Raw genomic sequence first — 11,770 nt, forward strand, 5'->3', positions numbered from 1 at the left:
CTAGCCGGTCAGCAGGTCCCACGACAGTTTGGCGATCAGCACACACAACAGCACCAGGAACAGCCCGCGAACAAACCCGGCACCCTTGCGTACCGCCAGCCAGGTACCGGTCAGCGCGCCGAGAATGTTGCACACCGCCATGGGCAAGGCTATGGCGTACAGCACGTTGCCCGTCGGCACGAAGAACACCAGCGCCGCCAGGTTGGTGGCAATGTTCACCACCTTGGCCGAAGCCGAGGCGTGCAGGAAGTCCAGAGCGAAGAAACGGATGAACAGGAAGATCAGGAAGCTACCGGTGCCCGGGCCGAACAGGCCATCGTAGAAGCCGATAGCACCGCCGATCAGTACTGCCAGGCACTGCTCCTTGCGGCCGACCTGCGCAGGTGTGTGCAAGGTGCCGAAGTCCTTCTTGCAGAAGGTGTAGACAGCCATCAGCACGATCAGCACCAGCACCGCCGGGCGCATCACGCTGGGGGGTACCAGCGACACCGTGGCGGCCCCCGCGAACGACATGACAAAGGCACTGAGTGCCGCCGGTACGATCAACCCCCAATCCAGCGTCACTTTACGGATGAACGAGCGGGCCGCGAAGGCCGTGCCGCACACGGACGCCAGTTTGTTGCTGCCGAGCAAGGCGGCCGGTTGCGCAGAGGGCAACACGTTGAACAAGGCCGGGATCTGGATCAGCCCGCCACCACCCACCGCGGCGTCGATCAACCCAGCGGCGAAGGCGAACACAGAAAGCACAGCAATATCCATCATGACGCGGTTCCAGGCAGTGAAGACGCCTGCAAGGCTAATCAAAGTGGCACACTTGTGTTGAAATGCCATATTGCGATAACTGCAACGAGGAGCAGGCCATGGCACTGGACATGCTGCGGGAAATTCAGGCGTTCGTCAGCGTGGCGCACAAGCGCAGCTTCGTTGCTGCCGCCCGCGCCCTGGGGCGTTCGCCCAGCGCAGTTACACGCGCGGTACAAACCCTGGAAGACAATGCGGGAAGCAAACTGCTCAACCGAAACGCCAACGCCGTCACCCTGACCGAGGCCGGCGAGCGCTTGCTGCCGCATGCCGAACGCTTGCTGGATGTGCAACGCGATGCTGCCGACGAACTGGCCGCGCTCAGCGGCAGCGCCCAAGGCTGGATTCGCTTTGCCGCGCCGCAACTGCTGGGAGAGCATGTGCTACCGCAAGTGCTTGCCGAGTTTTCCCGCCGCCACCCTCAGGTGACCCTGGACGTGCAGTACAGCGACGAAGCCCTTGACCCGCTGCAAGGTAAATTCGATTTCGTGGTGCGCGGTGCCTTCCCGCAATCGAGCGAGCTGATCGGCTACCCGCTTTGGCCCTACCAGCGCCACCTGTATGCCAGCCCGGCATATCTGGCCCTGGCTGGCACACCGCAACATCCGGAAGACCTGGATGGACACACCTTGATCCTGCATACCGCGCCACGCATCCTCAAGGCCTGGCACTTTTGCCACGATGACCAGATCACCAGCCTTCGCCCCAGGCCCAGGCTTCGCTTGGGCTCGGGAGGCGCGGTATACCACAGCACCCTGGCCGGCGCCGGCATCGCCCGCCTTGCCGCCTGGGTCGGCGAAGCACAGGTCAAGGCCGGGCGCCTGGTGCGGGTGTGCCCGCAGTACCGCTTGACGTCCAGTAGCGGCCAGGACCCACAGATGCATGCTGTATACCCTGCCGGCGAGTTGCCGACGCGGGTGCGTGACTTGCTGGCCGCCCTGCGCCGAGCCGGCCCGCTGTACTGAAACAAGCCATGAAACGACTGTTCAAATTCTGCTCAATTTAACAGAGCCCGCCGCGGGTCTGGCTTGCAGCACTTTATCCACAGACCTACCCACGTTTTTTGTGGACAGATTTCCCAGCGTAAAGAACGACTTATCGCACAAGCAGAAAGGCGAATTGGCCAGCCTGACCCGCTCGATCCACGTCTGCCCTGAGAATGACTTGCACCTGATGCTGACCCAGCAGTGCGATAAAAAAGATGACCGGCCATTGGCCAACAGATTGGGCCCGTCGCTTGGAGTGGACGGGCCGCGCAGGGGGAAACGCAGTTGAACTCAGCTTGGCGGAATGGTGCCAAGAATACCAATCAGAATGGTCAGCAGCAGAAAACCACCCAGGAACAGCGCCAGCTTGCCCATTGGAACCTCTACAGTTGTGATGCGGGAATGGGCATATTGTCGAGCTTGGGCTGATACGGTTACAGATTCAGGTTTATGGAAAAAAAGCGGATCAGATGTGACGCGCAGATGCCGCCGAGCTGGATTCAGCCGCAGTGGTTGACGCTGAGCACGTGTCGCTCGCGGGCCGGCAATTGATACATGAAGTTTCTAAACACGCCTCCAGGTTTACCCAGCACCTGCGTTGGGTGCGCTGCCCCTCGAAAGCGCCCGAACCCAGCCAATACGGTAGATTGAGTTTGCTTGGGAGGACACGATCTGAAACACGACTTGTAGGATTATTTACCGCACTCCGTAGGAAAGGTCGCGGCAATGAGTATTGCCTGTATGAAACATCAGTTTCCCCGGCAAATTCGAGCTGCTACGGTCCATTTTTCCTACAACGGTACGGAAGCCTACAGCGTGAGAAAAGCATGGACTCGTTCAAAACCTCTGCACTGAAGTTGCAGAAAAATCTGCTTAACCTGCGCGTTGCGCGTGAGCGCCTGAGAGGTGAAGGCAAGGACAAGGAAGCGGATCAACTCACTGGGCCGATCGCGCGGCTTGAGGAGGCCCTTCGGCAACTGCCGGATAGCCTGAAGCCCGACACCTTGCAGTGACCTGCAAGAGCCATTGTCATGCTTCACAGCTCAGGCCTACCCATCCCCTTGCACGAGCAGCCTTGCGCTGCGAAGAGAGCGGTAAGGCAAACGACTGCCTTAGGCAGCTATTGCTTCTTCGCAGCATAAGGTTGCTTCGGAAGCCGAGCTGGCGCCGGGTCACCTACCCCCTCAGAACACCTTGATCGTGTAACTCAGAATCAAGCGGTTCTCATCTATATCTGTCCGGTAGTTGGAGCGCGCCATCACATTGCGCACCCGTATCCCAAGCCCGGCCAACGGCCCGCTTTGCACCACGTAGGCCAGGTCCAGGTCACGCTCGCGGTCACGCCCTTCAAAGCCCAGCCCTGTCTCCACGTCCCGGCCCTTCACATAACGCAGGGTCGACGTCAGCCCTGGAAGCCCCAAGGCGACAAAATTGTAATCATGTCGCACCTGCCACGAGCGTTCACCCGGCGCCGAGAACTCATAGGTCGGCAGCGTATTACCCATCGGGTTGGTGTTGGCGCCTACCTGGATAAAGCCGTCATCGCCGCCGATCTGCTGATAGCCCACATAAAAGGTATGCCCGCCGGTCTTGGCCGAGAACAGGCTGAACAGCGCATGGTTATCGTAGTCGCCAGCCACCTTGCTCCCGTCCTCGCGGGCATCGAAGTAGCCGGCATTGACCCCCAGCGTCCAGCTCCCCAGCGGCTCGGCATGCTTGAAGCTATAGAAGCGCTGCTGGTAGATATCCTCCAGCTGCGCCTGCCAGACACCGACGCTGGTTCGGTTGTCGTTGAAGGCATAGTCGGCACCCACGTAGTTGAACCGGTCGCTGGTAAAACGCGCCAGCCGCGCCGGGTTGATCGGGTCGTTGACCAGCGCGTACATCTTCTGGCTGTTGGACGAGTCGCGCAGGCTGGTGGAGCGGAACTGGCCGGCGCTCAGGGTCAACCCGGCGAACTCGCGCGACTCCAGCATCGCGCCCTGGTATGTCGGCGGCAGCAGGCGCAAATCGCTGAACAGCAGCACCGGCAGGTTGGGCATCAACTCGCCCACTTTCAGCTCGGTTTGCGACACCTTGAACTTGATCGCCGCACCCACGCGGCTGTATTCGTCCGCCGACTTGCCGCTGTCCAGGCTGGGCAGCAACCCGGACCGGGCATGTTCCGGGCTGCTGTCGAGCTTGAAACCCAGCAGGCCAGTAACATCCACACCCACGCCAACGGTGCCCTGGGTATAACCGGAGCTGGCATTGAGGATAAACCCTTGCGCCCATTCCTGGGTGCGCGACTGGGTGCTGGCGCCCTTGATATCGGCATAGTCGCGGCTGAAGAAGTAATTGCGCGCCTGCAGCGTGGCGCGGGCACCTTCGATGAAACCGGCCTCTTCTGCCGTGGCCTCTGCACACAAGGCGGCGGCAATACAACCGCCGGCCAGGCGTGCAGACGAAGAAAAACGCGGCGCAGTGAAACCTTGCATAGGGCTACTCCTGGATTTGGGCAACAGCAACCCGGCGCGGCGGCACTGCATGGCCACCGACGTGCGGGTTGCATCGAGAGAGGTCGGCAGGCGGGCCCCCGGCCCGCCTGCCCTGCCGTTGCGTGAAGCGCTGGGCCGCTAGCGGTTGACCAGCTTGGCCGGCAAGGCGATGACCAGGAAGCAGCTGAGGATCAGGCAGCCGGCAAACACCCACAGCGCAGCGTGCGAGGTGCCGGTGAGGTCGGTGACCACGCCCATCAGTGAGTTGCTCACCAGGCCGGCGATGTTGGCTACCGAACAGGCCAGGGCAAAGCCGGTGGCGGCTGCGGTGCCTTTGAGGAAGGTCGCCGGCAGACTGAAGAACACCGGCACCGCGCCGATGATCGCCGCCGAGGCAATGGCGAACAGCACCACGGTCATCACCAGGTTCTGGCTGAACAAGGTGCTGCTGGCCATGGCGATTGCACCAATGATGAACGGCACGATGATGTGCCAGCGGCGCTCGCGGTGGCGGTCGGAGCTGGCCCCGATCATGAGCATGCCAGCCAGCGCGGCCAGGCTTGGAATGGCCGTGAGCAGGCCGATATGGAAGGTGTCGCTGACGCCCGCATCGCGGATGAAGGTCGGCATCCAGAAGCCCATCGCATAGGCGCTGAGCAGGATCGAAAAGTCGATACCACCGAGCATCCACACCTTAAGGTTGAAGAAGCCATCGCGGAAGCTGTGTTTGCTGTCCTTGCCCTCGGCATCGTCCGCGGCCAGGTCTGCCGCCAGTTGTGCCTTGTCGTCAGCCGACAGCCATTTGGCCTGCTGGAAATGGTTAGGCAGTGCCCAGAACGTGAGGATGCCGAGTAAAACGCTGGGGATCGCCTCCAGCAGGAACAGCCACTGCCACCCATGCAAACCTTGAACCTGGTCGAAATGCCCCATGATCCAGCCAGAAATCGGCCCGCCAATCACGCTCGACAACGGCAGCCCGATCATGAACAAGGCAATGATGCGCCCGCGGCGATAGGTGGGGTACCACATGGTCAGGTAGTACAGCACGCCTGGCAGGAAGCCGGCTTCGGCCGCCCCCAGCAGGAAACGCAGTATATAGAACTGGGTGGTGCTGGTGACGAACATGGTGCAGGCCGACAGCAGGCCCCAGGTGATCATGATGCGGGCGATCCACAGCTTGGCGCCAACGCGCTGCAGGATCAGGTTGCTCGGCACTTCGAAGATGATGTAGCCGACGAAGAACAGCCCTGCACCCAGGCCATAGGCCGCTGTGCTGAACTGCAGGTCTTCGAGCATCTGCAGCTTGGCGAAGCCGACATTGATGCGGTCCAGATAAGCTGCGAGGTAGCAGAAACACAAGAAGGGGATGAGCCTCCAGGTGATCTTGCTGTACAGCGCTTTCGTGCCATGGTCGATGTCACTGTGGACCGTGGTTGCATTCGCAATTGGCATTTCCTGTCTCCTGGCGGGCGACTTTGTGGTTGTTTTAAGGCCAGCAGTTTTCGACGCGCCGGGCACGCCGCGCATTCTACGCGGCGGGCCTGGACAGCGCCTGAAGACCCCGAGTGCTCCTGCGGGGCGACCACCCGGACAGCAGGCGGTCATGGACGGGCTTCCCGCACCGGTCCTTGATTGTTATTGGATAGGCGCTGCCCGGCGTTCAGCCGGCCAGGTGCCTGAGTTGCTGCATGGCATCCTGCCGGGTGACGACATCGCCGTACTTGCTGTCGATGTCGAACAGGTTGGCTTCGTGCGGGTCGCTGTGGCGGTCACCGACACACTCGCGCACCACGATGGTTCGAAACCCGTGCTGCATGGCATCCACCGCACTGGCGCGGATGCAGCCGCTGGTCGAGCAGCCAGCCAGCACCACGGTATCCACCCCCTGTGCATGCAGCAGCGGGGCCAGGCTGGTGGCGAAGAAAGCGCTGGCGTACTGCTTGCTCAGCACCACCTCCCCTGCCTGTGGCGCAACGGCCTCGCAAAAGGCTGCCAGCGGGTTGCCTTCGACCATGTCCTTCATCACCGGCGCCTTGCGCACCCACACGCCGCCGTCAGCAAAATGCGGCGGCTGGTAGCGGATGTTGGTATGCACCACCAAGGTACCGCAGTCGCGCGCCAACGCCAGCAGGCCGGCGGCCTGCTCGACTGCCGCGACCACGCCCGGGGCGTACAGCGGTGCGCCCGGGGTGGTGTAGCCCTGCATGAAGTCGATCATCAGCAGGGCCGGCTTGCGGCCAAAGCCGATGCGCTGGCCCCACACGCCCTGGTAGTTGTCACGGGCGCTTTGTGCGTCGCTCATGTCCGTCTCCCGATTTCAGTAGGCGCCCGACAGCAAGGCACCGGCGCCCGGCACGATCGGCTCCAGGTCCAGCGCCTTGAGCATCGCGTAGGTGGTGGCGATGGCAGCGGTGACTACCGGCTTGCCGGTTTGCGCCTCGACCTTGGCCACTGCCGGCAGCGATTGCATCTGCACGCACGCCGACAGCACCACCACATCGACGCCTTCAAGGTCCATGCCGGCGACGATGCCCGGCAGGTTGGCCGGGTCGTGACGGGCCACGGCGAGGTTGTCGGGGATTTCCAGCGCGCGCCAGTCCTGCACCTCGAAGCCTTCCTCGCGGATGTAGTTCACCACCAGCTCGGTCAGCGGCTTCATGTACGGTGCGACGATGGCAATGCGCTTGGCCTTCATCACATGCAAGGCCTCGACCAGCGCCCCGGCGCTGGTGATCACCGGTGCCAGTGCATCATTGTCGGCGGTGGCCTGCTGCAGGCGCTTCTCAGATTGGCGGTGATAGCCCAGCCCCATGGCCATGATCGCCACAAGGCAGGCATAGCCCAGCACATCGACCTTGGCGTCGGACAGCTCGACTGCGCAGCGGTCGGACTCGGCGTCCATCGCGGCCAGTTCTTCCTTCTTCACGTGCTTCATGCGCATGCGGCTGGAATGGAAGGTGAACCGCTCGGGGCGGATCGCCTGGCGTGCGTTGAGCATCGCCGGAATTTCGGTTTCCATGGTGGTGTTCGAACTCGGCACGATCTGGCCGATGCGGTATAGCTGGGTCATGTCTCGTGCTCCGTCAGACGAGGGGGTGGTCGAGGAAGTCGCCAAAGGCGGCGAAGAAACCGTCCAGGTCATCCCAGGGGATCATGTGGCCGGCGTTGTCCACGTACGCGACCTGGATATCCGGCTTGAGCTCGCGCATTTCAGCAATGTCACGGGGCTCGATCACTCCACCCCGCCCGGCCACCATCAGCAATGCCGGCTGGCGCACCGCGGGCAGGTACTGGTGGATATCGACCTCGTGGAAATCATCGAAGGCCCGCACGATCGCCGGCTCGTAGCAGGTGTGCAGCCACTCGGCACGCAGGGCCAGCTGCTCGTCGCTCCAGGTGGCACAGAAGGCGCGCATGTCATCGCCGCTCATGCCAACCGTGGCTTGGCGGATCGAATCGACGTACCACGGCAACTTGCTCGGGTAGGCACGGCGGCCCGGCCCGGACACCGGTGGGTCGACCAGCACCAGCCGCTGCAGCCCCGGTGCCCCTTGGGCGGCTGCGCGGATGGCAAAACGCGCACCCATCGAGTGACCGAGCAGATGGTAGCCATCCAGGCCCAGCGCGGCGGCAAAGGCGGGAATATCCGCAGCACAAGCGTCGGTGCCGTAGTCCAGTTCGGGGCCGCTTGAAGACAAGCCACGCCCGCGCACATCCAGCACATAGGTGTCGAAATACTGCCCAAGGCGCTCGGCAACAAAGCCCCAGGTGATCGCTGGGCTGGTGATGCCCGGCACCAGGATCAGCGCATGGCCCTTGCCGCCATAGCGCAGGTAATGCTGGCGGATGCCATTGGCGCTGACGTTACCACCAGCGACGAAGGTGCTCATGCCGCCTCCCCGCTTTCAAGCTGCTGCCCATAGAGGTCGTAGCCGTAAACCCAGGCTGGATCTTCCTGGCTGTAGAGCCAGGTGTTGGCGTTGGATACCGATTGCACCTGCGATGCCCGCTCTTTACGGTTGGCCTCGTAGAGGGCGAACGCCGTGCGGTGGTCGGACAGCCCGGTCTCCTGCAGGCAGCGGGTCAGCATGGCCGCGTCCTCGATGGCCATGCACGCGCCCTGGGCCATGTGTGGCTTCATCGGGTGGCAGGCGTCGCCCAGCAGCACCAGGCGGCCACGGCTCCACAACGGCAACGGGTTGCGGTTGCGCAACGGCCACTTGGTGATCGATTCGGTAGCGTCGATCAGCTTCTGCACCGTGGGGTGGTAGCCTTCGAAGGCTGCGCGCATTTCTTCCTGGCTGCTGTCGACGAACGCACCCTGGAAGTCCCAGGCTTCATGTGGCACGCCGGTGACGAAGTAATACTCGTCGCGCTTGCCGGTGGTGTAGTAGACCATCATGTGGCGGTCTTCGGACCACCATTTGACGCAGGGCTCGAACACATCGGCATGCTGTGCCAGGTTCACCCCGCGAATCAGTGCACGGTGCGCGACCCAGCCGCTGTAGATCGGCGCTTCAGCCCCCAGCAACTCTTCACGGATCTTCGAGTGGATGCCGTCGGCCCCGATGACGATGTCGGCCACGGTATGGGTGCCGTCGGCGAAGTCCAGGCGCACCTGGTCACCTTCGTCGACGATCTTTTCCAGGCGCTTGCCGAAGTGCACGGTGCCCGGCTGGATGGCCTCGATCTGCAGGGCGTGCAGGTCGCCACGGTGGATGGTGATGTAGGCGGCGCCGTATTCGCGGCGGGCAAACTCGCCCAGCGGAATGCGCGACAGGTAATCACCGGTATTGCCGTCGCGGCTGAACCAGAAGTCCGGGTGCGAGCCCATCAGCTCCAGCTTCTGCTCCAGCCCCATGCGGCGGAAGATTTTCATCACGTTAGGGCCGATATGAATGCCCGCGCCCAGGCGGGTAAACGCCGGAGCCTGTTCGAATACCTCGACATCGAACCCGGCCTGTTGCAGCAACGTGGCGGCGGCCGCCCCACCCAGACCTGCACCGACGATTGCGATTTTCTGCCTACCCCGCATGGGTATGTCTCCTCTTGTTCTGATAGGTGGCCAGCGGTTCAACCGCCTGACGATTTAGAGCGTATACGCTACAAATGACCTTTGAAAAGAGCCAGCTGAAAATATTTTTCAAACAGCTGATCGAAACGACACCCGGCTGATTGTTACCGTAAATACTGGTCAATGTGTGGATATGTAACGTTTGGACAGATCACTTGCGCTCGCTGGCAGGATGCGCTTTCATCTGCACATATATGGTGTACACACTATTATTTTGCACCGAGATGAAGCACCAGGCACTGCCATGGTGCGCCCCTGTCAACGCCACCCAGGAGAACCCCGATGCCGGTGAGCAATGCACAACTGACCCAGATGTTCGAGCACGTACTGAAGCTGTCTCGCGTGGACGAAACGCAGAGCGTGGCCGTGCTCAAGAGCCACTACTCCGACCCGCGCACGGTCAACGCCGCCATGGAGGCCGCCCAACGTTTGAAGGCCAAGGTGTATGCGGTAGAGCTGCCGGCGTTCAACCACCCGACCGCCATGGGCAACGACATGACGGCCTACTGCGGCGACACTGCACTGACCGGCAACCTGGCGGCGCAACGGGCGCTGGAAGCCGCCGACCTGGTCGTCGACACCATGATGCTGCTGCACTCGCCCGAGCAGGAGCAGATTCTCAAGACCGGCACGCGCATCCTGCTGGCCGTGGAGCCACCCGAGGTGCTGGCGCGCATGCTACCGACCGAAGACGACAAACGCCGGGTGCTGGCTGCCGAAACCCTGTTGAAACAGGCGCGCAGCCTGCATGTGCGGTCCAAGGCCGGTAGCGACTTCCATGCCCCGCTCGGCCAGTACCCGGCCGTGACTGAGTACGGCTATGCCGACGAACCGGGGCGCTGGGACCACTGGCCCAGCGGCTTTCTGTTCACCTGGCCGAACGAGGACAGCGCCGAGGGCACGCTGGTGCTGGACGTGGGCGACATCATCCTGCCGTTCAAGAACTATTGCCGCGAGCGCATCACCCTGGAAATCGAAAAAGGCTTCATCACCGGCATACATGGCGGCTTCGAGGCCGAGTACCTGCGTGACTACATGAAATACTTCAACGACCCCGAGGTATACGGCATCTCGCACATAGGCTGGGGCCTGCAGCCGCGCGCGCAATGGACGGCCATGGGCCTGCACGACCGCAACGACGGCATGTGCATGGATGCCCGTGCGTTCTACGGCAACTTCCTGTTCTCCACCGGCCCCAACACCGAGGTCGGCGGCAAGCGCAAGACCCCGTGCCACCTGGACATCCCGCTGCGCAACTGCGATATCTACCTGGATGACAAGGCGGTAGTGCTGGCCGGCGACGTGGTTGCACCAGAGGAGTCGCGAGCGCGATAGGGGTTATACTGGCCGGGCGCTCCGCTATTGGCGGCCGGCCAGCCTCTTTCCACCCAGCCCAAGCCATCCTATGTCGAAAAAAACCACACCCAGCAGCGCCCCGCTCGACAACACCCCCTACGACGTTACCGAACAGGTCGGGCACTTGCTGCGCAAGGCCTACCAACGGCACACGGCGATCTTCCAGCAGCAGGCCTGCGACCCGCAGCTTACCTCGATCCAGTTCGTCACCCTGTGCGCCCTGCGCGATCACGGCCCCAGCTCCCAGGCCGAACTGATCAAGGCCACCGCGGTGGACCAGGCAACCATCCGCGGCATCGTCGAGCGCCTGAAGGCGCGCGAGCTGGTGCAGCTTTCACCAGACCCGGGCGACCGGCGCAAGGTCATCGTCGAACTCACCGAAAGCGGCGCGGCCTTGCTCGATGCAATGATCCCCTGCGCCCGGCAGATCAGCGAATTGAGCATGGGCAGCCTGAATGCCGGGGAGCGCGTAGCCATTTTGTACCTGCTGCGCAAGATGATCGACAGCGACGAGAACGCGGGCTGAAAATTGTTGTGACTGCCGCGGTGGCCGTCACAGATACGCGGCCTGAGAGATCAAGCGCATCGCGAGCAAGCTCGCTCACATTGGACACGCATCGGTGGTTGGACACAGGCCGTCGTAGGAGCGGGTTCACCCGCGAATGGGCCGGCCCTGCTGGCCAATCTCCACCTGCCGATCACTGTTGCCGCCACCACCGTATTCGCGGGTAAACCCGCTCCTACACACACAACATCGGGGGTTCGGCACAACATCGCGGGTTTGGCACAGGCCGTCGTAGGAGCGGGTTCACCCGCGAATGGGCCGGCCCTGCTGGCCAATCTCCACCTGCCGATCACCGTTGCCGCCACCACCGTATTCGCGGGTAAACCCGCTCCTACACACGCATCGGGGGTTCGGCACAACATCGCAGGTTCGGCACAGGCCGCCGTAGGAGCGGGTTCACCCGCGAATGGGCCGGTCCTGCTGGCCAATCTCCACCTCCGATCACCGGTGCCGCCACCACCGTATTCGCGGGTAAACCCGCTCCTACACACGCATCGGGGGTTCGGCACAA

11 protein-coding genes are annotated in these 11,770 nt (G+C 62.6%); 4 read left to right on the plus strand and 7 right to left on the minus strand.

The window, feature by feature from the left end:
• Positions 1–762, minus strand: coding sequence for a TSUP family transporter (locus tag N5D53_RS04010; protein WP_104961332.1), 762 nt, complete (start codon positions 760–762; stop codon positions 1–3).
• 98 nt (positions 763–860) lie between these two features.
• On the opposite strand from N5D53_RS04010, the gene N5D53_RS04015 reads away from it, so the two are divergent.
• Entirely contained in the window at positions 861–1,766 is a 906-nt protein-coding gene (locus N5D53_RS04015) for a LysR family transcriptional regulator (RefSeq protein WP_104961331.1), read from the plus strand.
• 848 nt (positions 1,767–2,614) lie between these two features.
• Positions 2,615–2,800 (plus strand): hypothetical protein, encoded by a 186-nt coding sequence (locus tag N5D53_RS04020; protein WP_014590418.1) that lies wholly within the window; start codon positions 2,615–2,617, stop codon positions 2,798–2,800.
• Positions 2,801–2,971: 171 nt separating this feature from the next.
• Here the strand turns inward: N5D53_RS04020 and N5D53_RS04025 are convergent, their stop codons facing one another.
• From N5D53_RS04025 to nicC, 6 genes are all read right to left on the minus strand, one after another.
• The gene (locus N5D53_RS04025) at positions 2,972–4,264 is read right to left on the minus strand and encodes an OprD family porin (protein WP_020192497.1); all 1,293 of its coding nucleotides are present in this window, start codon (positions 4,262–4,264) and stop codon (positions 2,972–2,974) included.
• Positions 4,265–4,402: 138 nt separating this feature from the next.
• The gene (locus tag N5D53_RS04030; RefSeq protein ID WP_003251108.1) at positions 4,403–5,716 is read right to left on the minus strand and encodes an MFS transporter; all 1,314 of its coding nucleotides are present in this window, start codon (positions 5,714–5,716) and stop codon (positions 4,403–4,405) included.
• A gap of 208 nt (positions 5,717–5,924) precedes the next feature.
• A complete protein-coding gene (locus N5D53_RS04035) occupies positions 5,925–6,566 on the minus strand; it encodes an N-carbamoylsarcosine amidohydrolase (RefSeq protein ID WP_003251109.1) in 642 nt (213 codons plus the stop codon).
• Positions 6,567–6,581: 15 nt separating this feature from the next.
• Positions 6,582–7,334 carry an Asp/Glu racemase gene (locus tag N5D53_RS04040; protein WP_279839992.1) on the minus strand — a complete coding sequence of 251 codons (753 nt, stop codon included), beginning with the start codon at positions 7,332–7,334 and terminating at the stop codon, positions 6,582–6,584.
• Positions 7,335–7,347: 13 nt separating this feature from the next.
• On the minus strand, positions 7,348–8,154 hold the full coding sequence (gene nicD / locus N5D53_RS04045; RefSeq protein WP_279839994.1) for an N-formylmaleamate deformylase: 807 nt from the start codon (positions 8,152–8,154) through the stop codon (positions 7,348–7,350).
• A complete protein-coding gene (nicC, locus tag N5D53_RS04050; RefSeq protein ID WP_010954763.1) occupies positions 8,151–9,299 on the minus strand; it encodes a 6-hydroxynicotinate 3-monooxygenase in 1,149 nt (382 codons plus the stop codon). The genes nicD and nicC overlap by 4 nt, the downstream gene beginning before the upstream one ends.
• Positions 9,300–9,620: 321 nt before the next feature.
• On the opposite strand from nicC, the gene N5D53_RS04055 reads away from it, so the two are divergent.
• Both N5D53_RS04055 and N5D53_RS04060 read left to right on the plus strand, forming a co-directional pair.
• Complete coding sequence (locus tag N5D53_RS04055; RefSeq protein ID WP_004577272.1) at positions 9,621–10,673, plus strand: 2,5-dihydroxypyridine 5,6-dioxygenase; 1,053 nt, start codon at positions 9,621–9,623, stop codon at positions 10,671–10,673.
• Positions 10,674–10,743: 70 nt separating this feature from the next.
• A complete protein-coding gene (locus N5D53_RS04060; RefSeq protein ID WP_003251120.1) occupies positions 10,744–11,220 on the plus strand; it encodes a MarR family winged helix-turn-helix transcriptional regulator in 477 nt (158 codons plus the stop codon).
• The last annotated feature ends 550 nt before the right edge of the window (positions 11,221–11,770 follow it).

Origin of the sequence: Pseudomonas sp. GD03862 (assembly GCF_029840855.1) — a bacterium.
GTDB classification, from domain to species: Bacteria; Pseudomonadota; Gammaproteobacteria; order Pseudomonadales; family Pseudomonadaceae; genus Aquipseudomonas; species Aquipseudomonas alloputida.

Excerpts from the sequence above, each read along its gene's own strand:
- N5D53_RS04010 (WP_104961332.1), bottom strand. The coding sequence starts at position 762 with ATGATGGATATTGCTGTGCTTTCTGTGTTCGCCTTCGCCGCTGGGTTG.
- nicD (WP_279839994.1), bottom strand. The coding sequence starts at position 8,154 with ATGAGCACCTTCGTCGCTGGTGGTAACGTCAGCGCCAATGGCATCCGC.
- N5D53_RS04015 (WP_104961331.1), top strand. The coding sequence starts at position 861 with ATGGCACTGGACATGCTGCGGGAAATTCAGGCGTTCGTCAGCGTGGCG.
- N5D53_RS04030 (WP_003251108.1), bottom strand. The coding sequence starts at position 5,716 with ATGCCAATTGCGAATGCAACCACGGTCCACAGTGACATCGACCATGGC.
- N5D53_RS04060 (WP_003251120.1), top strand. The coding sequence starts at position 10,744 with ATGTCGAAAAAAACCACACCCAGCAGCGCCCCGCTCGACAACACCCCC.
- N5D53_RS04035 (WP_003251109.1), bottom strand. The coding sequence starts at position 6,566 with ATGAGCGACGCACAAAGCGCCCGTGACAACTACCAGGGCGTGTGGGGC.
- N5D53_RS04040 (WP_279839992.1), bottom strand. The coding sequence starts at position 7,334 with ATGACCCAGCTATACCGCATCGGCCAGATCGTGCCGAGTTCGAACACC.
- N5D53_RS04055 (WP_004577272.1), top strand. The coding sequence starts at position 9,621 with ATGCCGGTGAGCAATGCACAACTGACCCAGATGTTCGAGCACGTACTG.
- nicC (WP_010954763.1), bottom strand. The coding sequence starts at position 9,299 with ATGCGGGGTAGGCAGAAAATCGCAATCGTCGGTGCAGGTCTGGGTGGG.
- N5D53_RS04020 (WP_014590418.1), top strand. The coding sequence starts at position 2,615 with ATGGACTCGTTCAAAACCTCTGCACTGAAGTTGCAGAAAAATCTGCTT.
- N5D53_RS04025 (WP_020192497.1), bottom strand. The coding sequence starts at position 4,264 with ATGCAAGGTTTCACTGCGCCGCGTTTTTCTTCGTCTGCACGCCTGGCC.